We start from the raw sequence: 25389 nt of genomic DNA, 5'->3' as shown, positions 1-25389 counted from the left end.
AAATGATTGGGGCGATGTTTGAGGGTACGGTAGAAATATTGTGGCTCGATTGGAGGGAAAGAAAACTCTCCAAAGAAGGCTTGATAATGTTGACCGTATGGTCTGCCGTCATTGTTGCACTGATTGTGTATATGGTCATTCCTAAGTAAACATCTTTATCTGACAATACATCTGTTAAAAGGCCGTCTGAAACTTTTTGGGTTTCAGACGGCCTTTGATTTGAAAATTTAGCGTGGTTTGAGCCACTTCCATTGTTCTTGTATGGTTTCTTGCAGGGCTTTTTGTTTTTCTGCAGGTGTGTTCATGCCATTGGTCAAACGGCTGTAATCAAGGGTAATGGAAGGGTTTTGTACGGTTCCGCCGATTTTGAGGGGAATCGGTTTGTTTTTGGGTTGCAGTACGTTGCTGATAAGCAGGTTTTCGGACAGCTTTTGGGTATTCAAATCGGTATAGCCGCTGCTGACAACGTGCAGACTGTCGGAAAACAGTTCGGTGTTGATATGATGGCTGATGCCTTTCTCGATTTCGCTATTGAGGATGAAATGATGGAAAGGGGTTTTGAGGTTGCTGTTGTCGATTTTTTCCGAAGAGATGCCGTTTTTCAGAATGCTGTCCATATCGATGCCGTGCCATGCGCCGTTGGTAATATCGAGGAGCAGGCTGCCGTTTAGGGCTTGTATCATTTGGGTGCGGTCGTTGCCGGAAGTTTGAATGTCGATAACGGCGTCGCCGCTGCCGCTGAAGCTGTGGAAGCCGAACAAGTCCTGCAGCAGCGGTTGAATTTGTATGCCTTTTGCGTTTTGCTGAAGGTGGTAGGAAGCGGGTTGGGTGGCCGCAATACTCAGTCCGCCTTCTGTTTTGCCACCATAAAGCCCGGCTTTGAAACGGTGCAGGGCGATATGTTCTTTATCTGCGGTAAGCAGGGATTCGACGTTTTCAAGTTGCAGGCCGGCAGTTTGAATGGTGCCGATTTGAAGGTTGACCTCAATGTCGGGCAGCCAGGATTTGGCCAGCAGGGAAGGAAGACTGAGCGACGGCTGGGTTTTCAGGTCTTCTAAATAAGGGGTCAGATTAAGTTTTTGTAAGGCGATACCGGCGTCAAGGTGCGGACGCGGTTGGGCATCGCGTTGGTATTTAAAGGCCAAGGCGAGGGCCTGCCTGTCAAATGCGCCTTTCAGACGGCCTTCCCATGTATTCAGGCTGAAGTTGGCCTGTCCTTCGAGTGTGCTGATGAAGCGTGGACGAGGAAGGCGGTTGATGGTGTCTTGCAGGGTACTGAGGTGCAGTTTGGGCGCATCGATGCCTTTGCCTTTTTGCCAAACCAACGGGCTGGAAAAGGTAAAGTTGGTTTGGAGGCGGTCGTTTTTATGGCTGCCTTTGAGTTCAAAATTGGCGGCGGTCAAAACGGTTGCGTAGAGGTTGGCTTTGTCCAGTTTGAATGAGCCGTCCCATTGGTTGTTTTCGCTGCCGGCGGTCAATGCGCCGTTGAGTGTATTAAGGTGTAAATAGCCGTTTTTGAATTGCAATAAGGGCGAACGTGCGTTGATATGCAAGTTTTGAAAGCCGCTTTCGGCTTGCAGATTGAAGTCGCGGAGTAGGGCGGTTTGGTTTTGCCAATTAAGGCTGCCTGCGATTTGGGCATCCAGCTTGTTTTTGAGTAATACGGTTTGCAGGTTCAGCTTAAGGGCGGGAACACTCCAACCGGTATTGTTGGGTACCAAATAGCCTGCACCCTGCCAACTGATGGGGTTGCCGATGTTTTGCAGTGTGCCGCTGATGTCGAAGGGACGGCCGTCTGAATCGACTTGCTGCAGGGAAAATTGCAGGTTGTTTAAGGCAATATTTTGCTCTTTAGTGTGATAACGGATGCTGCCGTTATTGATGATGATGCGGTTGAGCTGAAAACTTTCTTTTGACGATGGGTCTTGTTGCAGGCAGGCGGGCAGATGGTGTTTTGAGTCCAGTGTCAGTGTCGGGTTTAAAAGAATCCATTTTTCAAGAATGGGGGCATCCGACCATAGGCTGCTCCAGCCAAAGCCCATTTTTGACTCGGCGATGTTCAACGTCGGCGTGTCAGGTTCGGAAGAGGAAAGACTGAGGTCTTTTAAAATCAGCGTGGGGCGTGGCAGCCATTTTCTGTCGATAGTGGCGTTGTATTTGATTTGGCAGCCATGGGCGGAAAAGTTTTTTTGTATGAATGCGTCGATGTTTTCTGTGTTGAATATGCGGAACATTAAGGCACTCAATACCGCCGCGAGGCATAAAAGCGCGGTAATGCCGAAAACCAGGGTTTTCAGCCAAAATTTTCCTGAGTGCAACATGGAATGAACAGACAATTCAGATTCTCGCTTTGATGGGATCTTTAAGGAGTGATTGGGAGTTTAAGCCTTGCTGCTTAAGCGTGTGGAAGTATAACACAGAGTGAGCCTGTGTTTCAGACGGCATGGGCATATGAATAAAAACACCGCCCAAAGGCGGTGTTGATTTTAAGCATAAATTATTTACGCAGACCCAGGCGGGTAATCAGTGAACGGTAAGTATCAGGCTGAGTACGGCGCAGGTAAGACAGCAGGCGACGACGTTGGCTAACCATTTTCAACAGGCCGCGACGGCTGTGGTGGTCTTTAGGGTTGGCTTTGAAGTGAGGAGTCAGGTCGTTGATGCGGAAAGTCAACAGAGCGACTTGTACTTCAGAAGAACCGGTATCGCCTTCTTTGCGTTGGAAATCTTTAACAATTTGTGCTTTTTGTTCTACGGTCAATGCCATGATGGATAACTCCGAAAATAAAAGAACCAATTCAGGTTCGGACAAGTTTGCCAAGCCAAACGACCTAAGCAAACTCCTAAGTGTCTTTTTATAAAGACGGGCGGATTATGCCACAATTTGTCTTTGTGTGCCATATCTTTTCGGACGGCCAAAAAAAGCGGCGATACCTTCCAGTACCGCCAAAGCTGCTTTGGTGATAAAACTAAACTTTATTTGCTTGCGCAGCGGAAGCCTAAGTTATTTAAAACATATTTGGATTGCAGGCTGGTACGGATGCCGTAGCGCAAGAAAGCCGCATAGTTGGATGGGTCGCTTGAGCCTACGGATGCGCCGCTACAGAACATTTGGGTGTTGGACGAGCCGGCTGAGAGTTGGCTGCTGTTGAAGTCTTCAGTCCATTCCCAAATCAGGCCGTGCATATCGTATACGCCCCAGTAGTTGGGTTTGTTTTTACCGATGTCGTGCAGGCCGTTGCGGCCGCCGTCTGCATACCAATCCAAGATGGTGCGGTTGTAGCCGGGTTCGGCAGAGCCGTCTTTTTGAGTGGCAGAGGCCAAGCCTGCAAATTCCCATTCGTCAATAGTCGGCAGGCGTTTGCCTTTGGAAACGCAGTAGGCATTGGCGGCAAACCATGAAACATTGGTTACCGGATGTTTGAGTTCGCTGGCCTTAGGCGCATAACTGTTGCTGCCGTTTTTTACCCAATGTTTCAGGTAAGCCTTTTCAGCTTGTTTAGAGCTGATTTTGTCTTTTTGCCATTGTGGATGTGTTTTCAAAAATTCGGCAAATTCGGCATTGGTTACAGGATATTTATCAAGTTGGAAGGGCTTGACTTTAATAAGGGAAGTCTCTTTTTTGAGATAGAGAGGGCGATAGCTGCCTCCTTCGATTTTTACCATTTCAGCTGCAAATGTATTGCCGCAGATTAAGGCACTGCCTAAGAGGAGGAGTCGTATGAGTTTCATGGTACGCCCTTATTATCGTTTGAAAACAGAAAATTTATTTTTGAGATAGCCTAATCATAACAAGGCCGTCTGAAAAATCAATCTGTCTGATTGAAATTGAATGGGAAGATTAATTGTGATGGAAGCCACTGCGACTCTAAGAGCAGAGTAGCAGTGGCTTGGCGTATTAAACCGAGGGATTATTTAGCGGCTTCAGAAGCAGCAGGTGCGGCAGATGCAGCGGCTGGGGCAGAAGCGGCAGCACCGGCAGGTTGGTAAGCGGTGTCGCTCAGTTTTTTGGTCATGATTTCAGGGTTTTCGTCACCCTCAACTTTCAATTGACCCAAAGCACCTTTGTTGAACGCACGGAAGATAGAGTGGTCAACCAAAGTGTAGCTACCTGGAATATCGACTTTGAATTCGATCATGGCGGCGCCACCGGCAGGAATCACAGTACTTTGTACGTTTTCGTTAATCAGTTTACCACCTTCAACATATACTTTGTCGAAGATTTCGCCGATAACGTGGAAAGAAGATACCAAGTTAGGACCACCGTTACCAACGTACAAACGAACAGTTTCACCAGCTTTAGCTTTCAGGGCATTGTCGCCGGCGATAGAGCCCACGTGGCCGTTGAATACAACGTATTCAGGTTGTTCAGCAATCGCTTTATCCATATCGAAAGGTTGCAGGCCTTGAGCACCTTTTTTACCTTTAGTATAGAAGTCACCTTGTACGATGTAGAACTCTTTGTCCACTTTAGGCAGACCTTCTTTAGGTTCAACCAAGATCAAACCGTACATACCGTTGGCGATGTGCATACCGACAGGAGCAACGGCACAGTGGTAAATGTACAAACCGGCTTGCAGAGCTTTAAAGCTGAAAGTAGAAGTGTGGCCTGGGGCAGTGAAAGAAGCTTCTGCACCACCGCCTTGACCGGTAGCAGCGTGGAAGTCAACGTTGTGAGGAACGGTAGAAGAAGGATTGTTAGAGAATTCTACTTCTACGGTATCGCCTTCGCGTACACGGATCATTTGGCCCGGAACGTCGCCGTTGAATGTCCAGTAGTGGTATTCAACACCGTCTTCCATAGTCATGGTTTTTTCGACGGTTTCCATTTTAACGCGTACTTTAGCCGGATGATCGCGATCGATTGCAGGTGGAACTTCCGGAGCGTGAGTCATGATGGCATCGACTACAGGCAATTCTGAAGAAGGAGTCTCGGCAGCAGCTTGTGAGTCAGAAGCAGCAGCAGGAGCTTCGGCAGAAGCGGTGGCAGCCGGAGTTTCAGCTGGTTTAGCAGCTTGTTCGCCGCATGCGGCCAGTGCAAATACAGAAGCGATAAGTGCAGCTAAGGTTTGGCGTTTCATGTTTAAAGTTTCCTTATTGTAAGAAAAGTTAAGTATCCTGATAGGATGGTTTGAAATTTTGTATGATTATGTAGGCGCTTGTTTGGGTGTATTTTGATATAAATCAAATTGTTCAATGAATATGAATCTTTTAATCCTTAAATACTCCTTTAGTAGTATAAAAAACTAAACCGAAAAGTTTATTTTTGTGTGAAAATGTTAGTGTGGGCTTAACACAAAATATAACAAAGGAGGAGTTATACAGGATAATAGGAATCAATATCATGTAAGTTAATGGTTTTAAAGGAATATTATTGACAAAATATTTCTTTACTTTTAAAACCGTGATACAATCTTTAACATTCATATTTGATGAATTAATACCCAACCACTTTTTACCAAAATCAAGGAGTACTCAAAATGGGACAGTACAAGAAGCTTTGGTACTTGCTGTTTGCCGTACTGGCAGTATGCTTTACCATTCTTGGTTATATGGGTAGCGAGGTCTATAAAAAGGCTCCGCCATACCCTGAACAAGTCGTTTCTGCATCCGGCAAAGTCCTGATGACCAAAGACGATATTTTGGCAGGTCAATCTGCATGGCAAACTACCGGCGGTATGGAAGTTGGCTCTGTATTGGGTCACGGTGCATACCAAGCTCCGGACTGGACTGCCGACTGGCTGCACCGTGAGCTGGTTGCATGGTTGGATCTGACTGCGCAAGAAACTTACGGCAAAAAATTTGACGAAGTTTCTCCTGAGGAACAAGCTGTTCTGAAAACCCGTTTGGCTGACGAATACCGCAACCAAAGCCGTATTAAGGAAGACGGTTCTGTCGTTATCAGCGATACTCGCGTGAAAGCGATCGAAAGCATTCTGCCTTACTACCACGGTGTGTACAGCGACGATCCTAAGTTCCAAACCACTCGCGAACACTTTGCAATGAAAAACAACACATTGCCAAGCCAAGAAGCGCGTGAAAAACTGTTCAACTTCTTCTTCTGGACTTCTTGGTCTGCTTCGACCAACCGTCCTGACGAGAACTTCACTTACACCAACAACTGGCCGCACGAGCCTTTGATCAACAACGTACCGACTACTGAAAACTACATGTGGTCCTTCACCAGCGTGGTATTGTTGCTGATGGGTATCGGCTTGCTGATGTGGGGTTACTCTTTCTTGACCAAACACGAAGAGGTTGAAGTACCTACTGAGGATCCTATTTCCAAAGTACAACTGACTCCTTCTCAAAAAGCGTTGGGCAAATATGTATTCCTGACTGTTGCGCTGTTTGTCGTACAAGTACTGTTGGGTGGTTTGACTGCTCACTATACTGTCGAAGGTCAAGGCTTCTACGGTATCGATACCGCACTGGGCTTTGAAATGGCCGACTGGTTCCCATATGCGTTGACCCGTACTTGGCACATCCAATCCGCTATTTTCTGGATTGCAACCGGCTTCCTGACAGCAGGTCTGTTCTTGGCTCCGATTGTGAACGGCGGTAAAGATCCTAAATTCCAACGTGCCGGTGTGAACTTCCTGTACATCGCCCTGTTCATCGTAGTCGGCGGTTCTTATGCAGGTAACTTCTTTGCTTTGACCCACATCATTCCGCCTGAGCTGAACTTCTGGTTCGGTCACCAAGGTTACGAATACTTGGATCTGGGTCGCTTCTGGCAACTGTTGCTGATGGTCGGCTTGCTGTTGTGGCTGTTCCTGATGCTGCGTTGTACTGTCTCTGCCTTTAAAGAAAAAGGTACAGACAAAAACCTGTTGGCTATCTTCGTAGCTTCTATGGTCGGTGTGGGTGTGTTCTATGCTCCTGGCCTGTTCTACGGTGAAAAATCTCCAATCGCTGTGATGGAATACTGGCGTTGGTGGGTGGTTCACCTGTGGGTAGAAGGTTTCTTCGAAGTGTTCGCTACTGCCGCCTTCGCATTCATCTTCTACAACATGGGCTTTGTCCGCCGTAGTACTGCTACTGCTTCTACTTTGGCTGCTGCTGCCATCTTCATGTTGGGCGGTATTCCAGGTACATTGCACCACTTGTACTTCTCCGGCTCTACCTCTGCTTCTATGGCAATCGGTGCATGTTTCTCCGCTTTGGAAGTTGTACCTTTGGTTCTGCTGGGTCGTGAAGCTTACGAACACTGGTCTTACCAACATCTGTCCGACTGGGCGAAACGTCTGCGTTGGCCTTTGATGTGCTTCGTAGCAGTTGCCTTCTGGAACATGATCGGTGCCGGCGTATTCGGCTTCCTGATTAACCCGCCGATTTCCCTGTTCTACATCCAAGGTCTGAACACTACTGCAGTTCACGCTCACGCGGCTCTGTTCGGTGTGTACGGTTTCTTGGCTCTGGGCTTCGTATTGCTGGTTGCACGTTACCTGAAACCTAATGCTCAATTTGACGACAAACTGATGACTTGGGCATTCTGGCTGTTGAACGGCGGCCTGGTGGGTATGATTGCCATCAGCCTGTTGCCGGTTGGCGTGATTCAAGCTTACGCTTCTATCACTCACGGTCTGTGGTATGCACGTAGCGAAGAATTCCTGCAAATGGAAATTCTGGATACCCTGCGTTGGGTTCGTACCGCTGCTGACTTGATCTTTATCGGTGGTGCTGTCTGCGTTGCTATCCAAGCTACCAAAATCGTATTTAGCCGCGATAAATAATCTTAAGCTGAATTAAATCAAAGGCCGTCTGAAAAGTTTTCAGACGGCCTTTCTGTTATAATTTCAATATTCTTAAATCGACAAGACAAAACATTATGTTTAACCAAGCTGCTCAAGAGCTGACCACTGTTCGCGATTTGCTGCGTTTCGCCGTCAGCCGTTTTAACGATGCCGGACTGTTTTTCGGACACGGAAGCGATAATGCCCATGACGAGGCAGCCTATCTGATTTTGCACACTTTGAATCTGCCGTTGGATACGTTGGAGCCTTATTTGGATGCCAAATTGTTGCAAAGTGAGAAGGAAGAGGTATTGTCCATTCTCGAACGCCGCGCAGTGGAGCATATTCCTGCCGCGTATCTGACACATCAAGCATGGCAGGGCGAGTTTGATTTTTATGTCGATGAGCGCGTCATCGTGCCCCGTTCTTTTATTTATGAATTGCTTGGCGACGGTATCCGTCCTTGGATTGAACATGATGAGTTGGTGCATCGAGCTTTGGATTTGTGTACCGGTAGCGGCTGTTTGGCCATTCAAATGGCACACCACTATCCTGATGCACAAATCGATGCCGTTGATTTGAGCTTGGATGCGCTGGAAGTGGCTGCCATCAATATCGAAGATTATGGCTTGGAAGACCGTATCAGCTTGGTGCATACCGATTTGTTTGAAGGTTTGGATGAAACCTACGACTTAATTGTTTCCAATCCGCCTTATGTTGATGCGGAATCTGTGGAAGCATTGCCCGATGAGTACCTGCATGAGCCGGAATTGGCTTTGGGTAGCGGAGAAGATGGTTTGGATGCTACACGCCAAATCATTTTGCAGGCTGCGAAATATTTGAATCCGAAAGGTGTGTTGCTGGTTGAAATCGGCCACAACCGCGAAGTATTGGAGGCGGCTTATCCGGAATTGCCGTTTACTTGGTTGGAAACCAGCGGTGGCGACGGGTTCGTATTCTTGTTGACCCGTGAGCAATTGTTGGGTGAAGAATAAATTGTTTTAATGTAATTGAAACAGAGGCCGTCTGAAAAAAATTCAGACGGCCTCTATTTTGTAATGTCTTTGATGTTTTAAGAAAATACAAACGCCTATGATATGTCGATTGTGAAATCCAAGCAGGGTTTGAAACTATGGCTTATAATATTTGTCATAGATTTAAATGCCGGTAGATTTTTATTACTGACTTTTTGTAGAACATATACTGCCAAACCCAATATTATGAATAATTATTTAAAATCAGGCCTGTTGGCTGCTGTTTTATTCAGTACGCCCGTTGTCGCTTTTGCCCAGCAATATACCGTTTATTTCAATCAAAACGGTAAACTGACGGCAACCATGCCTTCGGTTGCTTATGTCCGCCAATATAAAATTGCGGCAGGCAAGGCGCAGGTTCAGGATTTTTACTATCCATCAATGAAAAAATATTCTGATCCGTACGAGATACCTGCAGGTCAGATTAAGGTTTTTGTGCCGGCTCTGGACAATGGCACGCTGACCCTGTGGCATTTTAACGGGCAGAAAAAGATGGTTGGCAGCTATCGCAACGGCAAGCCGCACGGCGAGTGGATTAACTGGTATCCAAACGGCAAAAAATCTGCGGTCATGCCTTATCAAAACGGCTTGAGTGAGGGCGTAGGCTCTCGTTATTACCGCAACGGCGTTAAAGAAAGCGAAATCCAATTCAAGCACGATAAGGCCAATGGTCATTGGAAACAATGGTATTCAGACGGCAGCCCGAAAACCGAAATGATGATGAGCAATGATAAACCGACGGAGATTATCAGTTGGGATGAAAATGGCCGCATTGTGTCTGAATTGAGTATTCGCAACGGCAAACGCAGCGGCATTATTTTGGATTGGTATGATGATGGTGCGAAGAAATCCGAGTTGGTTTATAAAGACGACCAGTTGGTGAAAAAAACCTTTTGGGATACAGACGGATACGTTCTCGAATAATTTTGACAATAAAAAACCGCAGGCTGATCGGCTTGCGGTTTTTTGTGTGTTACATACAGCCTTTGTTTTGGCACAGGGTAAATAACGGCGCGCCGCTTTCGCGGATTTTTTTGCCGCCGTCCAAGTCGGTAAACTCCAAAATAGCAGCCGTTTCGATTACTTCGCCGCCCAGTTTGCGGATCAGCTCGACGCCTGCCAGCATGGTGCCGCCGGTCGCCACCAAATCATCTACCAACAAAACGCGTGCGCCCGGTTTGATGGCATCGGTATGGATTTCTACCGTTGCTTCGCCATATTCCAAAGCGTAACTTTGAGAAACCGTATCAAACGGCAGTTTGCCTTTTTTACGAATGGGAACGAAGCCGACATTCAGTTGATAGGCCAAAGCCGCACCAATGATGAAACCGCGCGCGTCCAAGCCTGCCACAACGTCAACTTTTTGCCCCATATAGCGGTAAACCAGCAAATCAACCAGCAGGCGGAAATATTCTGCGCTTTGCAAAACGGGAGTAATGTCATGAAACAAAATCCCTTTTTGCGGCCAGTTTTCAATTTTACGGATTTTGTCCGCCAAAGCTTCTACGCCCATTACTTCAGGATGAATCAACATTTCGACATTCCGAAATCAAAAAGTTTTTAACACGACATTGTAGCGGTCATATGCAAACTTGCCAAATTAATCGATACAATAGCCAAATTTTGCAACTGGCCGTCTGAAATTCCGAGAAACATTGTGTTGTGTTATAATTTACAGATACATACCATCGGCTGAATTACCATGCAAAATCACAAAAAAGGCAATATTTTCATCATTTCCGCCGCTTCGGGCACAGGCAAAACGACTTTGGTGTCGCGCCTGTTGAAAAATCATGACGATATCCGTGTTTCCGTTTCTCACACCACGCGCCAGCCGCGCGAAGGAGAGGTGCATGGTGTGCATTACCACTTTGTTCCCAAAGACGAATTTGAATCACTGATTGAGCAAAGAGCCTTTTTGGAACACGCCAATGTGTTCGGTAACTATTACGGCACCAGCATCGCCGGCGTAAATTCGTTGAGCGAAGAGGGCTATGATGTGATTTTGGAAATCGATGTGCAAGGTGCGGCGCAAGTGCGTAAATCGTTGCCTGAAGCCAGCAGTATTTTCATTCTGCCGCCTTCCTTTGAGGTATTGGCGCAACGTTTGATCGGCCGTGGTACGGATAGCGAAGAAGTCATTCAAACACGCCTGTCCAAAGCCCGTCATGAGATTGAACAATCCGTTTTGTTCGATTACGTCGTCGTGAATGACGATTTGGATCGTGCCGAAGCCGATTTGTTCCACATTATTAAAGCAGGCCGTCTGAAAAAATCCGCCCAGCAGGGATTTATCTCAAACCTGTTGGAAAATTCGTAAAAAACAGCGAAAATAACCGTTTATTTGAAACATAGAAAGAAAGCAAGCAAACATGGCCCGTATTACTACTGAAGACTGCACAGGTAAAATCCCTAACCACTTCGACCTCACACTCGTCGCCGCCCGTCGCGCACGCCAACTGGAAAACGGCAATACGCCTTTGGTTGACGACATCCGCAACAACAAACCAACCGTAACCGCCCTGCGCGAAATCGCAGCCGGACAAATCGGAACCGAGCTTTTGACACGCAACAAATAAACCAACCGGCAAACCGATAAAACCGCCGTGCGGACTGTATCGGTGCAATATAACAACCGATACAGTCTGACGGCTTAAAAAAATAGCCATAAAAGGCCGTCTGAAAATGCCAGCTCCACTGCCTACCGCTCCTTATGACCCGTTGACAGCAGAAGCGCGCGATCTTCTGTTTCGCACCGCATCCTATCTCAATGAGAATGAACAGGCCGAGCTTGAAAAAGCCATTGCCTACGCTTTTCATGCCCATGACGGACAAACCCGTAAGAGCGGCGAACCCTACATCACCCATCCCCTTGCCGTTGCCACGCAGCTTGCGATTTGGCACATGGATGTTCAGGGCCTTTGCGCAGGCGTTATGCACGATGTATTGGAAGACACGGGCGTAACCAAAGTCGAAATGGCGGCGGAATTCGGCGATACCATTGCCGAAATGGTAGACGGCCTCTCCAAACTGGAAAAACTCAAATTTGAAGATCATGCCGAACATCAGGCGGAAAGTTTCCGCAAACTGATCCTCGCCATGACTAAAGACGTGCGCGTCATCGTCGTCAAACTGGCCGACCGATTGCACAATATGCGCACGCTCGGTTCTATGCGTCCGGACAAGCGCCGTCGTATCGCCAAAGAAACCCTCGAAATTTATGCTCAAATCGCCAACCGCATCGGTCTGAACAACGCGTATCAAGAGCTTCAAGACTTATCGTTCCAAAACCTTCACCCAAGCCGCTACGAAACCCTGAAAAAAGCCATGGACAACAGCCGCAAAAACCGTCGCGATGTTGTCGGCAAAGTGCTGCGTGCATTCAGTCAGCGTTTGGTCGGTGTCAATATTGAAGCCAAAATCAAAGGCCGCGAGAAAAACCTATACAGCATCCATCAAAAAATGCTGGCTAAAAAACTGCGTTTTGCCGAAGTAATGGATATTTACGGCTTTCGGGTCATCGTCAACAGCATTCCTGCCTGTTATGCCGCATTGGGTGCATTGCATAATTTATACCAACCCAAGCCCGGCCGTTTCAAAGACTATATTGCCATCCCGAAAAGCAACGGTTATCAAAGCCTGCACACGACCTTGGTCGGTCCTTACGGTTTGCCGATCGAAGTGCAAATCCGGACGCGTGAAATGGATGCCGTAGCCGAGGGCGGTATTGCCGGCCATTGGATTTATAAATCCGGCGAAAACACTCCGGATCAGGCCGTCCTCCATATGAACCGATGGTTGAAAAATATTCTTGACCTGCAAGCCAGCAGCTCAAATGCCATCGAGTTTTTGGAACATGTCAAAGTCGATTTGTTCCCCAATGAAGTCTATATCGTTACTCCGAAAGGCGATATTTTGACCTTGCCTAAGGGTGCAACGCCGATTGACTTTGCCTATGCCGTGCACACCAACATCGGCCATAAAACCGTTGCCGCGCGCATTAACAATGTCATGATGCCGTTGCGCACCAAGCTGAAAACCGGCGATACGGTCGAAATCATTACTTCCGAACATGCCAAGCCCAATGTGGCATGGTTGAATTTTGCCGTTTCCAGCCGTGCGCGCAGCGCCATCCGCCAATACGTTAAAAATCTGAATCGTCACGATGCCGTTGTTTTGGGTGAAAACCTGCTGCAAAAAGCTTTATCCAGCCTGCTGCCTAAAGATGTTTTGCTTTCAGACGACCTCAAAGAAAAATACCTTGCCGATTTGAATACCAAACAAACTTCGTTTGAAGAAGTTCTCTACAAAGTCGGTATGGGGCATACTTTGCCGATTCACGTTGCCATGCATATTGCCGAGTTGGCTGGCCAACATTTCGGCAGTGAGGTCAAACTCAGCCCGATTAAAGTCAACGATCAAGAGACCGGCCGGATTCATTTTGCCGAGTGTTGCCATCCGATCCCCGGCGATCCGATTCGCGCCTTATTGGTCAAAGACAAGGGCATGATTATTCACCGTGATACCTGTCAAACTTTAGTCAAAGCCGATCCGGAAGAGCAGTTGGATGCCGGTTGGGACAGTATGCGTAATCAAACGTATCGCACCATTCTCAACGTCAAATCCGAGGATGCCCATGGCTTGCTGGCTTCAATGGCGCAAGCGATTTCCAACTCGGGTGCGGACATCGAATCTGTCGATACGCCGACCAAAGCACAAGCAGGAACGGAAGGTTTTGTGGAATTTAAATTCACGATTAAAGTCAAGGACTTGGATCAGGTTAATCAGATTGTTCATGAGATGCATGCTAATCCGAATATCCGCAAAGTAATCCGAGGATAATCTGTAATAAGTATGCTAAGAAAAGGCCGTCTGAAAGTATGTTCAGACGGCCTTTTGAGTATGTACAAACAAACTTTGTCAGTTTGTTTTGAAGAAAAATAATGCTTCAGCTTGGATTTAACTTAACCAAAAACGGAAAACCAAGAAGAAAACCAAGACCAAAACGCCGGCCCAAACCAGCAACATGAATCCGGCCACTGCCTGACCCAAGCGGTAAACAGGGTTTTTGCGTTCGTCTTCGAGTAGGGGGTTGGATGTATCGTGTGGTTTGTCGGACATGATGAAGCTCTGATTGGATTATTGAATGAAAGCGTAAGGGTACGCCGATAGCCGTAAAGATTCAAGTAGGAATGATTATTGATAGAAGTCTTCTTCTTCATTCCATGCGGTTTTTAAGGCCGTCTGAATGGTGTCTGCACCAAAGCCGCGATACGCAAGGAAACGCGCTTGTTTTTGTTTTTCTTTCAAATCTTCAGCTTCTTGCTTGAATTTTTTACGCAAAACAGAAATGGCGGTTTGCAGCTCGTCCTCCCTGTCGGGTAGTAATTCCCGACAGTCATCCGCATCAATACCTTGTTGAGCCAAGGCTTGTTTGAGGCGGAGCGTGCCGTAACGGTTACTCTTGCTGTGAATATAGGCTTCAGCGTAACGTTGGTCGGATTGCCAATTTCGTTCGGCGAATTCGTCCAAAACCTTTTCCAATTCTTCTTCGCTTTCAGCGTGCGGAGCCAGTTTGCGTTTCAAACCGACGCGGCTGACTTCTTGACGGGAAAGAATATCCAAGGCGCGGGCACGTAAGGTTTTAGGGGGTCTCATGGGATGTGGCGGAGGTGAAGTGACTACATTGAATTACATTTTCAGACGGCCTGATTGGGAAAATGGCCGAAAAGGCCGTCTGAAAATAAAGCCGAATTATTCTTCGTATTTATTTTTTTGCGGTTGCAGATTTTCGTAGATTTCAGGCAGGGCGCGAATCAACAAATCAGGTTTGGTTGCTTTGTCTTGGGAGAGCAAAGTCATGTCACCGTAGCCGAAGGTTACGCCGATGCTGAAGTAACCGGCCGCCTTGGCGGCAAGAATGTCATTTTTAGAGTCGCCCACCATCAGCATATTGGCAACATCGATGCCCAATACTTCGGCCGCATGCTGAAGCGGCAATGGGCTGGGTTTTTTCTCCGTCAGGCTGTCGCCGCCGAGAATCAGGCTGAAATAGCCGTCGAGATTGAGCTGTTTCAGCAGCTCGGCAGCCAGCACTTCATTTTTGTTGGTAATGACAACCAGCGGGATGCCCAAGGATTTGAGCAGGCCGAGGCCGGCTTCGGTTTCAGGGTAGGGGCGGGTAAAGTCGCTCAAGTGCTCGCGATAATATTTCATAAAGAACACAAAGCCTTTTTCCCAGATTTCAAGATCGGCTTCTTTTTCACGATCATGGGTAATGACGCGATGAACCAATTTGCCGATACCGTCGCCGACATAACTTTCAACCGTTTGAGTGGGTAAAACAGGTAAACCCAGGTATTCGCACATGGCTTGGGCGGTGGCGGTCAAATCCGGGATGGAATCGCATAAAGTGCCGTCCAAATCAAAAGCAACGGCTTGAACGTGTTCTAGAGTAGCAGCGGTCATTAAATAGCTTTCTGTCATATCGTTTAAGGCGTTATTTTAGCATTATTTCCCCGATTTGCCGATGTTTTGCTGATTTTTCAATGGCTGCTTGTTTAAATTGTTAACAATTTTTGCAGGCGTAGGATTGGTTGTCTGTCGGGAAGGGCGGAAGTGATTTTGTCAACAAAAAGGGAGCTTGGGTAGGTATTGAAAAACAAAGGGTTTGTATCGTTTTTGGAAAGGGTCTGAGAAATGTTGGGGCCGGGCCGTCTGAAAATTTTGAGTCAAGGCGTCTATATTTTCAGACGGCCTCAAACTAAATTCATATATAAATGAATGGATTTGCTTTTTATTGACTACATGCTATTACATTTTTTCCCGTTTTTGTATATAGTAACAAGTATGGCTCTCGTCTAATCATGTGTATGAAAAGGAAAAATACATGTCCGCATCTGCTGTTAAAGAAACACTGAATCCGTTTGAAATTGCACAAAAACAAGTAAAAATTGCCTGCGATCGCCTGAATGCCGACCCGGCAGTATTTGAAATCTTGAAAAAGCCGCAACGTGTTTTGGAAGTGAACTTCCCTGTCAAACTCGACAACGGTACAGTAGAAAATTTCACCGGTTACCGTTCCCAACACAATAACGCCGTCGGCCCTTACAAAGGCGGCGTGCGCTTCCATCCCAATGTGAATCTGGACGAAGTCAAAGCCCTGTCTATTTGGATGACCATCAAATGCTGCGTAGCCGGTATTCCTTACGGCGGCGGCAAAGGCGGCATCACTTTGGATCCGCGCAATTATTCCGAAGCAGAATTGGAACGCATCGCCCGCGCTTATTCCGAAGCTATTTCTCCGCTGATCGGCGAGAAAATCGATATTCCTGCCCCTGATGTGAACACCAACGGCAAAATCATGTCTTGGATGGTTGATGCTTATGAAAATGTAGTGAAACATTCTGCACCGGGCGTGTTTACCGGCAAACCGGTTGAGTTTGGCGGTTCTTTGGCACGTACTGAAGCCACCGGTTACGGCGTAAACTTCGCCGCCGTCCAAGCTTTGGAAAAACTGGGCAAAGACGTGAAGGGTGCCACTTACGCCATTCAAGGTTTCGGTAACGTGGGCTATCATACCGGTTACTATGCACACAAAGCCGGTGCGAAAATCGTTGCCGTATCTACTGTTGACGTTGCCATTTACAACGAAAACGGCTTGGATATGGAAGCAATCATCAAAGAATTCCAAACCAAAGGTTTCATCACCAATGAAGCCGGCTACGGCAAAGAAATCAGCAATGCCGAACTTTTGGCTTTGGAAGTGGACGTACTCGCCCCGTGCGCGCTGGAAAACCAACTGACTTCCGAAAATGCAGGCAAAGTCCGCGCGAAAATCGTGGTTGAAGGCGCAAACGGCCCGACTACTCCTGAAGCCGACGTTATCCTGCGTCAAAACGGCGTATTGGTTGTTCCTGATATTTTGGCAAACTGCGGCGGCGTGGTTGTATCTTATTTCGAATGGGTACAAAACCTGCAAGGCTACTACTGGGAGTTTGACGAAGTTCAAGAGAAAGAAACTGTGGTTCTGCGCCGTGCGTTCCGCGATATTTGGAACTTGGCTAAAGAATACGATGTTGACCTGCGTACCGCTTCTTACATGATGAGTATCCGTCGTGTTGAAAAAGCAATGAAACTGCGCGGTTGGTATTAATCGGTTGACCGATAGCTAAGACAAGGCCGTCTGAAACTTGTTTTCAGACGGCCTTGATGTTTTTGATAAGAGCCTTTACAAATTTTAATCCACCTTGATTCCATTTCAATCAAACTCAGCTATAATCCCCTTTTTTGACCTTTCCGGAAAAGACATAATCATGAACAAAACTTTCAAATTCAGCGCATTGGCTTTGTCTGCTCTGTTGGCGATGACTGCTTGCAACCAACAAAAAGACACTGCCGCCAAAGATGCTCCTGCTGCTTCCGCAGCTTCAAATGCGACTGCAGATGCTTCCGCCATCGGTTCTACTGCCCAACAAGCCAGCTACGCAATGGGTGTGGACATCGGCCGTTCATTGAAACAAATGAAAGACCAAGGCACAGAAATCGATTTGAAAGTCTTCACCGAAGCCATGGAAGCCATGTTTGAAGGCAAAGAAGTCAAAATGACTGAAGCCCAAGCTCAGGAAGTGATGATGAAATTCCTGCAAGAGCAACAAGAAAAAGCGGCTGCCAAACGTGCTGAAGATGCCAAAGCAAACTTGGAAAAAGGCGAAGCGTTCTTGAAAGAAAACGCGACTAAAGAAGGCGTGAAAACCAGCGCTTCCGGTCTGCAATACAAAATCACCAAAGAAGGCGAAGGTAAAAAACCAACTAAAGACGATATGGTTACCGTTGAATACGAAGGCCGTCTGATTGATGGTACCGTATTTGACAGCAGCAAAGCCAACGGCGGCCCAGTCAGCTTCCCTGTAAGCCAAGTGATTCCAGGTTGGACTGAAGGTATCCAACTCTTGAAAGAAGGCGGCGAAGCAACATTCTACATCCCGGCTAAATTGGCTTACCGCGAAGTGGGTGCCGGCGATAAAATCGGCCCGAACGCCACTTTGGTATTCGACGTGAAACTGGTTAAAGTCGGCGCGCCTGATGCTGCCGCACAACAACCAGTACAAGTTGACGTACAAAAAGTTCAATAATCCGAATCAAGGCTTACGCCCTTAAACAACGGATAAAAGGCCGTCTGAAAAAATTCCGTTTCAGACGGCCTTTGTTCCAAACTAACAAGGAATTATGATGAAAAATATCGTCATCCTTATTTCCGGACGCGGCAGCAATATGCAGGCGATTGTGAATGCCGATATTCCCAATGCCAACATTGCAGCCGTATTGAGTAACAACGAGACCGCAGCCGGATTGGCATGGGCGGCAGAGCGCGGTATAGCCACCGACAGTTTGAACCATAAAAACTTCGACTCGCGTCTGGCATTTGATCAGGCCATGATGGAGAAAATCGATGCCTATCAGCCCGATTTAGTCGTATTAGCGGGCTTCATGCGCATTTTGACTCCGGAGTTCTGCGCCCATTATGAAAACCGCCTGATCAATATCCATCCGTCCATCCTGCCTTCCTTTACCGGTTTGCATACCCATGAACGCGCATTGGAAGCAGGTTGCCGAGTGGCAGGCTGCACCATCCATTTCGTAACCCCTGAGCTGGATTGCGGCCCGATTATTTCGCAAGGCATTGTGCCGATTTTGGACGGCGATACCGCCGACGACGTTGCCGCACGCGTGCTGACGGTTGAACACCAGCTGTTTCCGCAAGCCGTTGCCGATTTTGTTGCAGGCCGTCTGAAAATCGAAGGCAACCGCGTTTTGAATGCACAACGCAATGCCGCCGGTCAAAGCCTGCTGGCTTGATTGAAACACCATACACACAAGGAAAACATCATGAATCCGATTAAAACAACCCTGCTGACACTTTCCCTGCTTACAGCCTCCATCGGCGCACAAGCCGCTGAATTGCCGCAATCTGCCGTTTTACAATACTCAGGCAGCTACGGTATTCCTGCGACCATGACCTTCACACGCAGCGGCAACCAATACAAAATCGTCTCTACCATCAAAGTACCGCTTTACAATATCCGCTTTGAATCCGGCGGCAGCATCAACGGCACGACCTTGCATCCGTCTTACTACAAAGATGTACGCGGCGGCAAAGTGTATGCCGAGGCCAAATTCTCCGGCGGCAACATCACTTACGGCAAAGCAGGTGATTTGAAAACCGAAAAATCCGGCCCGGCCATGGACTTGTTCACTTTGGCATGGCAACTGGCCGCCAATGACGTACGCCTGCCGTCAGGTTTGAAAATTACCAACGGTAAAAAACTGTACACCGTCGGCAGCATGAACAAAATCGGCAACGAAAGCTATAAACTGAACGGCGGTACAACGCCTGTGAGCAAATATCGCGTCCGCCGCGGCGACGATACCGTTACTTACTCGTTTGCTTCCGATATCGACAATATCCCTGCGCAAATCAGCTATACCGATGACGGCAAAACCTACAACCTGAAACTGACTTCCGTCAAAATCAACGGTAAAGTAGTGAAACCGTAATCTTTATTTGCTCAAACAAGAAGGCCGTCTGAAAAGTTTTCAGACGGCCTTTTATCTTTACAGCAACACAATATCGTATTGTTCCTGCGTGTAGGCAGTTTCGACAGCCAGTGAAATCGGTTTGCCGATAAAGTCTATCAACATCGCCAACGATTGTGATTCTTCGTCTAGGAACAAGTCGATGACATTCGGAGCGGCCAAGATGCGAAAGGCTTGGACATCGTAGCGGCGCGCTTCGCGGACGATTTCGCGCTGAATTTCGTAGCACACGGTTTGCGGCGTTTTCAGACGGCCCCGGCCTTGGCAGGAAGGGCAGGGTTCGCAGAGGATTTGGCTTAAGTTTTCACGCGAACGTTTGCGCGTCAGCTCGACCAAACCCAAACTGGTGAAACCGTTGAGGGTAACGCGGGTGCGGTCGAAGGCGAGGGCTTTGGCAAGCTCTTGCAGGACGGCTTCGCGGTGGGCTTCTTGCGCCATATCGATGAAGTCGATGATGATGATGCCGCCGAGATTGCGCAGGCGAAGTTCGCGGGCGATGGTGTGGCAGGCTTCGAGGTTGGTGCGGAAGATGGTTTCATCAAAATTGCGCGCGCCGACAAAGCCGCCGGTGTTGACGTCGATGGTGGTCATGGCTTCGGTGGACTCGATGATGAGGTAGCTGCCGAAGTTGAGGTTGACGCGCGGTTGCAGGGCGCGGGCGATTTCCTGCTCGATATTGTGGGTTTCAAATAGGGGGCGTTCGCCTTTGAACAGCTCAATTCTGCCCAATGCACCTTGAACGTATTGCTCGGCAAACTGGGTCATGCGGCGGTGGTTTTCCGTGGAGTCAACTAGGATTTTGTGCGTATCGAGGCTGAACATATCGCGCAAAACGCGTAGGCTCAAAGGCAAATCTTGATAGAGCAGGGTTTCGGGCGGCTGGATTTTTGCCTGTTTTTGAATGTGTTCCCACACTTTGGTCAGATAGTTGATGTCTGATTGCAGCTGGGCATCGGAAGCGTTTTCGGCGTTGGTGCGGATGATGTAGCCGTGGCAGGCGTTTTCTGGCAGCAGGTTGTTGAGGCGCTCCCTCAGACTGCTGCGTTCGGCATCATCTTCAATGCGTTGGGAAATGCCGATGTGGTCTTCTTGCGGAAGATGGACGAGGAAACGGCCGGCCAGTGAGATTTGGGTGGAAAGCCGCGCGCCTTTGGTATTGATGGGGTCTTTGATAACCTGAACCAAGACGGACTGGCCTTCAAAGAGCATGTGTTCGATGCGTTGGGTTTCGTCCGGATTGCGGCGTTGTTCGAGGACATCGACGATATGCAAAAACGCGGCGCGCTCCAAGCCGATATCGATGAACGCGCTTTGCATGCCGGGGAGGACGCGTTTGACGACGCCCAAATAAATATTGCCGACCAAGCTATGGCCGCTGTTGCGCTCGATGTGCAGCTCGCAGATATTGTTCTCTTCCAAAACGGCCACACGCGTTTCTTGCGGCGTGATGTTGACGAGGACGGTTTCGGGTGGACGCACTGCGTCCTTGGGGATGGGGATTCCTGAAAGCATGGGGATACCTGATTTTGAATAGAAAAACTTTTGCGATGTGTTCTTCTCCAAAAAACAAATGGCAAAAATCATTCTGTGAAAGCGCTTATCATACTTTAATTATGGTTTTTCCGCATCTGCACAAATGTTTATGGCTAAGAGGCCGTCTGAATGTTTTTTACAACCGTACGGCGGGAACACTTGTAAAATAGCACCTATGCCCATATAGTCATGAACATTGGTATTTTGGAAGAAATCATGCAAACCGTTACTGTTTATACTGGTCCATATTGCCCATACTGCACCATGGCGAAAAGGCTGTTGCAGGCGGTGGGTGTGAAAGAAATCAACGAAATCCGCATCGACGGCAATCCGGAAGTTTTTGCCGAAATGCAGCAGCTTTCCGGCCAGCGCAGCGTGCCGCAGATTTTTATCGGCGACACCCATGTCGGTGGCTTTACCGATTTGTACCGCTTGCAGCAGGAAGGCAAGTTGGACGAATTATTAAATCCTTAACCCTTAACTTAGGAAAATAAAATGAGCGAAGAATTGCAACCCGTATTCAGCGTTGAGCGTCTGTATGTAAAAGACTTGTCTTTAGAAGTGCCTCACGCACCACAAATCTTCTTGGAACAAGGTGAGCCTGAAGTGGATATGCGCGTTTCTACCGGCAACACCAAACTGGAAGACGGCTTCTACAGCGTTGACGTTACCGTGACCGTAACTGCCAAACTGAACGAAGAGCGCACCATGTTCTTGAACGAAGTTACCCAAAGCGGCATCTTCCGTCTGGAAAACATTCCTGAAGAAGACGTACAACTGCTGTTGGGCGTTGCTTGTCCGAACATCCTGTTCCCTTACGCACGCGAAGCCATTTCCAACAGCGTAACCCGCGCCGGCTTCCCACCTGTACTGCTTGCTCCGATCAACTTCGAAGCAATCTACCAAGAACAACAGGGAGCTAACGCTTAATCGCGTTATACCTAAATTAAGGCCGTCTGAAACATTGCGTTCAGACGGCCTTTTTGTTTTCGGATAAAATACAGCAAACTTTAAATCAGCTGCCTTTAAAGATGACGCCCGAAACCCAAAAACAGCTCAAAATTACCGATGTTTCCGCCAAGAAACTCGACAAACTCAACCTCCATACCGCATGGGATTTGGTGTTGCACCTGCCGTTGCGTTACGAGGACGAGACGCACATCATGCCGATTAAGGATGCACCAATCGGCGTGCCGTGTCAGGTCGAGGGAGAAGTCATCCATCAGGAAGTGACATTTAAACCGCGCAAACAGCTGATTGTCCAAATCGCTGACGGTTCCGGCAGCGTCCTTTTTCTGCGCTTCATCCACTTTTACGCCAGCAACCAGAAACAGATGGCGGTCGGCAAACGCATTCGCGCCGTGGGCGAAATCAAACACGGGTTTCACGGCGACGAGATGATTCACCCTAAAATCCGCGATGCCGAGAGCAGCGGTTTGGCGGAAAGCCTCACGCCGATTTATCCGACCGTAAACGGTTTGAACCAGCCCACTTTGCGCCGTATTATTCAGACGGCCTTGGACGTTACACCGCTACACGATACCTTACCCGATGCTTTATTAGGCCGTCTGAAACTGCCACACCTTGCCGAAAGCCTACGCCTTTTGCATTCGCCGCCGCCGAGTTTCACCATTCATCAACTTTCAGACGGCACGCTGCCCGCATGGCAACGGCTCAAATTTGACGAACTTTTGGCACAACAACTTTCCATGCGGCTGGCGCGGCAGAAGCGTGTCAGCGGCACGGCGGTGGCATTGGGCGGCGACGGTACGTTGACTAATGCACTGCGCCACGCCTTGCCGTTTGCCCTGACCGATGCGCAAGAAAAAGTTGTTTCCGAAATCTGCCGCGATATGGCGCAAACCCATCCCATGCACCGCCTGTTGCAAGGCGATGTCGGCAGCGGCAAAACCATTGTGGCTGCTTTGTCTGCACTGACCGCCATTGAATCCGGCGCGCAGGTGGCTGTAATGGCGCCGACCGAAATCCTTGCCGAACAGCACTTCATCAAGTTCAAACAATGGCTTGAGCCTTTAGGCCTTGAAGTCGTTTGGCTTTCCGGTAGTCAGCGCAAAAAAGCCAAAGACGAAGCCAAAGCCAAACTTGCCGAAGGCAGTGTCAAAATTGCCGTCGGTACGCACGCCCTGTTTTCAGACGACGTCGAGTTTCAAAATCTGGGCTTGGTGATTGTAGACGAACAACACCGCTTCGGCGTTGCCCAACGCCTCGCCCTTAAAAACAAAGGGCGCGACGTCCACCAACTGATGATGTCCGCCACGCCCATTCCGCGTACGCTTGCCATGAGTTTCTTCGCCGACTTAGACGTGTCTGTTATCGACGAGTTGCCGCCCGGGCGCACCCCGATTAAAACCCGCCTCGTCAACAACGTTCGCCGCGCCGAAGTTGAAGGCTTCGTCCTTAATATTTGTCGCAAAGGGCAGCAGGCATACTGGGTTTGTCCGCTGATTGAAGAGAGCGAAACCTTGCAACTGCAAACCGCTACCGAAACCCTCGAGCAGCTTCAGACGGCCTTACCCGAACTCAGCATTGGCTTAGTACACGGACGCATGAAAGCCGCCGAAAAAGCCGAAGTCATGGCGGAATTTGCCGCAGGCCGTCTGAACGTATTGGTAGCCACTACCGTTATCGAAGTCGGCGTAGATGTGCCCAACGCCGCCCTGATGGTCATCGAACACGCCGAGCGCATGGGCTTGGCGCAGCTGCACCAATTACGCGGTCGGGTAGGGCGCGGCGCGGCAGAAAGCGTGTGCGTCCTTCTGTTTGCCGAACCCTTGAGCGAACTCGCCAAAGCGCGGTTGAAAGTTATCTACGAACACACCGACGGCTTTGAAATCGCCCGCCAAGACCTCAACATCCGCGGCCCCGGCGAATTTCTTGGCGCGCGCCAAAGCGGCGTTCCCATGCTGCGTTTTGCCAACCTCGAAGAAGACTTACACCTTTTAGAACAAGCGCGCGAAATTGCCCCTTTGCTGATTGAACAAAACTCTGAAATCGTCGAAGCGCATTTGGCGAGGTGGCTTTCCAGCAGGGAAGGTTATTTGGGCGTATAAAATTTGCTTTAAAAGAAAAAGGCCGTCTGAAATCTTTCAGACGGCCTTTTGATTTACGTTGATGCGGCTTTTAGAAACCTTGCGCCAACATGGCATCGGCAACTTTGACGAAACCGGCAATGTTCGCACCATTAACATAGTTCACTTTATCGCCGACTTTGCCGTATTTCAGGCAGGATTCGTGGATATTGTGCATGATGTCAAACAGGCGGCTGTCCACTTCTTCGCGTGTCCAAGACAAGCGGATGGCGTTTTGGCTCATTTCCAAACCTGAAGTTGCTACGCCGCCGGCGTTGGAGGCTTTGCCCGGAGCGTAGAGGATACCGGCTTTGATAAATTGTTCGACCGCGCCCAAAGTTGAAGGCATGTTCGCACCTTCGGCAACGACGTAGCAACCGTTTGCCAGCAGGATTTTGGCAGCGTCTGCGTCCAATTCGTTTTGGGTGGCGCAAGGCAGGGCGACTTCGGCTGCGATATTCCACGGTTTTTGGTTTTCAAAGTATTGCAGGCCTTGTTCTTTGGCGTAAGTGGCCACGCGTTCGCGGCGTACTTCTTTCAGCTCGATCAAAGCAGCCAGTTGTGCTTCGGTCATACCGCTATCAGGGAAGAGGACAAAGCCGTTGGAGTCGGAGACGGTCAATACTTTTGCACCCAGTTGGATGGCTTTTTCGGCAGCGTATTGCGCCACATTGCCGGAGCCGGAAATCAATACGCGTTTGCCTTCAATGCTGTCGTTGCGGGTTTCCAACATGGCTTGGGCAAAATACACGCAGCCGTAGCCGGTGGCTTCAGGGCGAATCAGGCTGCCGCCCCATTCGAGGCCTTTGCCGGTCAGGACGGAAGCAAATTCGTTACGGATTTTTTTGTATTGGCCGAACAGATAGCCGATTTCGCGGCCGCCTACGCCGATATCGCCGGCAGGAACGTCGGTGTCGGCGCCGATGTGGCGGTAGAGTTCGGTCATAAAGGCTTGGCAGAAGCGCATTACTTCGGCATCGGATTTGCCTTTAGGATCAAAGTCGGAACCGCCTTTGCCGCCGCCCATAGGCAGGGTGGTCAGCGCGTTTTTGAAGACTTGTTCAAAGGCGAGGAATTTCAACACGCCCAAATCGACGGTAGGGTGGAAGCGCAAACCGCCTTTATAAGGACCGATGGCGGAGCTCATTTGAATGCGGTAGCCGCGGTTGACTTGAACTTGGCCTTTGTCGTCCATCCAAGTGACGCGGAACATAATCACGCGCTCCGGTTCAACAATACGCTCAAGCAGGCTTTGTTGGGTGTATTTCGGGTTTTTCGCCAAAAACGGATCCAAACTCATGAACACTTCTTCAACGGCTTGGTGGAAGGGTTCTTGGTTGGGGTTGCGTTGTTTAAGATTGGTAAACAGGGTGTTCAGGTCAGTCATTTTTCAACTCCTAT

At 48.7% G+C, this 25389-nt stretch carries 23 protein-coding genes; 13 read left to right on the top strand and 10 right to left on the bottom strand.

The window, feature by feature from the left end; all coding sequences use genetic code 11:
- Positions 1 to 227: 227 nt before the first annotated feature.
- The 4 genes from BBP27_RS05930 to nirK all read right to left on the bottom strand — a co-directional run bounded on the left by BBP27_RS05930 (position 228) and on the right by nirK (position 5081).
- On the bottom strand, positions 228 to 2321 hold the full coding sequence (locus BBP27_RS05930) for an AsmA family protein (protein ID WP_188211476.1): 2094 nt from the start codon (positions 2319 to 2321) through the stop codon (positions 228 to 230).
- A gap of 176 nt (positions 2322 to 2497) precedes the next feature.
- On the bottom strand, positions 2498 to 2767 hold the full coding sequence (gene rpsO / locus BBP27_RS05925; protein WP_036491726.1) for a 30S ribosomal protein S15: 270 nt from the start codon (positions 2765 to 2767) through the stop codon (positions 2498 to 2500).
- Positions 2768 to 2976: 209 nt separating this feature from the next.
- On the bottom strand, positions 2977 to 3732 hold the full coding sequence (locus tag BBP27_RS05920; protein ID WP_003745813.1) for a formylglycine-generating enzyme family protein: 756 nt from the start codon (positions 3730 to 3732) through the stop codon (positions 2977 to 2979).
- A 179-nt stretch (positions 3733 to 3911) separates the two neighbouring features.
- Positions 3912 to 5081 (bottom strand): copper-containing nitrite reductase, encoded by a 1170-nt coding sequence (gene nirK / locus BBP27_RS05915; protein ID WP_049348933.1) that lies wholly within the window; start codon positions 5079 to 5081, stop codon positions 3912 to 3914.
- Positions 5082 to 5480: 399 nt separating this feature from the next.
- On the opposite strand from nirK, the gene BBP27_RS05910 reads away from it, so the two are divergent.
- From BBP27_RS05910 to BBP27_RS05900, 3 genes are all read left to right on the top strand, one after another.
- Positions 5481 to 7736, top strand: coding sequence for a nitric-oxide reductase large subunit (locus BBP27_RS05910; protein WP_003745817.1), 2256 nt, complete (start codon positions 5481 to 5483; stop codon positions 7734 to 7736).
- Between the two features lie 95 nt (positions 7737 to 7831).
- Entirely contained in the window at positions 7832 to 8731 is a 900-nt protein-coding gene (gene prmB, locus BBP27_RS05905) for a 50S ribosomal protein L3 N(5)-glutamine methyltransferase (protein ID WP_003745819.1), read from the top strand.
- 225 nt (positions 8732 to 8956) lie between these two features.
- Positions 8957 to 9694, top strand: coding sequence for a toxin-antitoxin system YwqK family antitoxin (locus BBP27_RS05900; RefSeq protein WP_188211470.1), 738 nt, complete (start codon positions 8957 to 8959; stop codon positions 9692 to 9694).
- Between the two features lie 49 nt (positions 9695 to 9743).
- Here the strand turns inward: BBP27_RS05900 and BBP27_RS05895 are convergent, their stop codons facing one another.
- Complete coding sequence (locus BBP27_RS05895; protein ID WP_003745823.1) at positions 9744 to 10304, bottom strand: adenine phosphoribosyltransferase; 561 nt, start codon at positions 10302 to 10304, stop codon at positions 9744 to 9746.
- Positions 10305 to 10472: 168 nt separating this feature from the next.
- On the opposite strand from BBP27_RS05895, the gene gmk reads away from it, so the two are divergent.
- The 3 genes from gmk to BBP27_RS05880 all read left to right on the top strand — a co-directional run bounded on the left by gmk (position 10473) and on the right by BBP27_RS05880 (position 13612).
- Complete coding sequence (gene gmk, locus BBP27_RS05890; protein ID WP_003745825.1) at positions 10473 to 11090, top strand: guanylate kinase; 618 nt, start codon at positions 10473 to 10475, stop codon at positions 11088 to 11090.
- 52 nt (positions 11091 to 11142) lie between these two features.
- The gene (rpoZ, locus tag BBP27_RS05885; protein WP_003682294.1) at positions 11143 to 11349 is read left to right on the top strand and encodes a DNA-directed RNA polymerase subunit omega; all 207 of its coding nucleotides are present in this window, start codon (positions 11143 to 11145) and stop codon (positions 11347 to 11349) included.
- A gap of 106 nt (positions 11350 to 11455) precedes the next feature.
- The gene (locus BBP27_RS05880) at positions 11456 to 13612 is read left to right on the top strand and encodes a RelA/SpoT family protein (protein WP_188211471.1); all 2157 of its coding nucleotides are present in this window, start codon (positions 11456 to 11458) and stop codon (positions 13610 to 13612) included.
- A 117-nt stretch (positions 13613 to 13729) separates the two neighbouring features.
- On the opposite strand, the gene BBP27_RS05875 is transcribed toward BBP27_RS05880, so the two are convergent.
- From BBP27_RS05875 to BBP27_RS05865, 3 genes are all read right to left on the bottom strand, one after another.
- Positions 13730 to 13891: a hypothetical protein gene (locus BBP27_RS05875; protein ID WP_003745829.1), complete on the bottom strand. Its 162-nt coding sequence runs from the start codon at positions 13889 to 13891 to the stop codon at positions 13730 to 13732.
- A gap of 75 nt (positions 13892 to 13966) precedes the next feature.
- Positions 13967 to 14428 (bottom strand): recombination regulator RecX, encoded by a 462-nt coding sequence (gene recX, locus BBP27_RS05870; RefSeq protein ID WP_003745830.1) that lies wholly within the window; start codon positions 14426 to 14428, stop codon positions 13967 to 13969.
- 96 nt (positions 14429 to 14524) lie between these two features.
- Positions 14525 to 15238: a phosphoglycolate phosphatase gene (locus BBP27_RS05865; protein WP_188211472.1), complete on the bottom strand. Its 714-nt coding sequence runs from the start codon at positions 15236 to 15238 to the stop codon at positions 14525 to 14527.
- Positions 15239 to 15659: 421 nt separating this feature from the next.
- Here BBP27_RS05865 and BBP27_RS05860 point away from each other — a divergent pair, with 421 nt between their 5' ends.
- The 4 genes from BBP27_RS05860 to BBP27_RS05845 all read left to right on the top strand — a co-directional run bounded on the left by BBP27_RS05860 (position 15660) and on the right by BBP27_RS05845 (position 19327).
- The gene (locus BBP27_RS05860) at positions 15660 to 16925 is read left to right on the top strand and encodes a Glu/Leu/Phe/Val family dehydrogenase (RefSeq protein WP_188211473.1); all 1266 of its coding nucleotides are present in this window, start codon (positions 15660 to 15662) and stop codon (positions 16923 to 16925) included.
- Between the two features lie 160 nt (positions 16926 to 17085).
- A complete protein-coding gene (locus BBP27_RS05855; protein ID WP_003745836.1) occupies positions 17086 to 17904 on the top strand; it encodes an FKBP-type peptidyl-prolyl cis-trans isomerase in 819 nt (272 codons plus the stop codon).
- A 97-nt stretch (positions 17905 to 18001) separates the two neighbouring features.
- Positions 18002 to 18628, top strand: a complete 627-nt coding sequence (purN, locus tag BBP27_RS05850) for a phosphoribosylglycinamide formyltransferase (protein ID WP_128582831.1) — start codon at positions 18002 to 18004, stop codon at positions 18626 to 18628.
- 30 nt (positions 18629 to 18658) lie between these two features.
- On the top strand, positions 18659 to 19327 hold the full coding sequence (locus BBP27_RS05845; protein WP_049352170.1) for a DUF3108 domain-containing protein: 669 nt from the start codon (positions 18659 to 18661) through the stop codon (positions 19325 to 19327).
- Between the two features lie 57 nt (positions 19328 to 19384).
- Here BBP27_RS05845 and BBP27_RS05840 read toward each other — a convergent pair whose 3' ends face one another.
- Entirely contained in the window at positions 19385 to 20878 is a 1494-nt protein-coding gene (locus tag BBP27_RS05840; protein WP_039861979.1) for an Rne/Rng family ribonuclease, read from the bottom strand.
- Between the two features lie 237 nt (positions 20879 to 21115).
- Between BBP27_RS05840 and grxC the strand changes: the two genes are divergently transcribed.
- The 3 genes from grxC (at position 21116) to recG (ending at position 23970) form a co-directional block, all read left to right on the top strand.
- Positions 21116 to 21373: a glutaredoxin 3 gene (gene grxC, locus BBP27_RS05835; protein ID WP_003684090.1), complete on the top strand. Its 258-nt coding sequence runs from the start codon at positions 21116 to 21118 to the stop codon at positions 21371 to 21373.
- Between the two features lie 21 nt (positions 21374 to 21394).
- Positions 21395 to 21829, top strand: coding sequence for a protein-export chaperone SecB (secB, locus tag BBP27_RS05830; RefSeq protein ID WP_003682271.1), 435 nt, complete (start codon positions 21395 to 21397; stop codon positions 21827 to 21829).
- Positions 21830 to 21930: 101 nt separating this feature from the next.
- A complete protein-coding gene (recG, locus tag BBP27_RS05825; protein WP_188211474.1) occupies positions 21931 to 23970 on the top strand; it encodes an ATP-dependent DNA helicase RecG in 2040 nt (679 codons plus the stop codon).
- Between the two features lie 70 nt (positions 23971 to 24040).
- Here recG and gdhA read toward each other — a convergent pair whose 3' ends face one another.
- Complete coding sequence (gene gdhA / locus BBP27_RS05820; protein WP_049331398.1) at positions 24041 to 25375, bottom strand: NADP-specific glutamate dehydrogenase; 1335 nt, start codon at positions 25373 to 25375, stop codon at positions 24041 to 24043.
- Positions 25376 to 25389 lie beyond the last annotated feature (14 nt).

Source organism: Neisseria sp. RH3002v2g (assembly GCF_014596425.2).
Taxonomy (GTDB): Bacteria; Pseudomonadota; Gammaproteobacteria; order Burkholderiales; family Neisseriaceae; genus Neisseria.
Note: the sequence above shows the minus strand (reverse complement) of the source record. Positions and strands in the feature narration are given on the sequence as shown.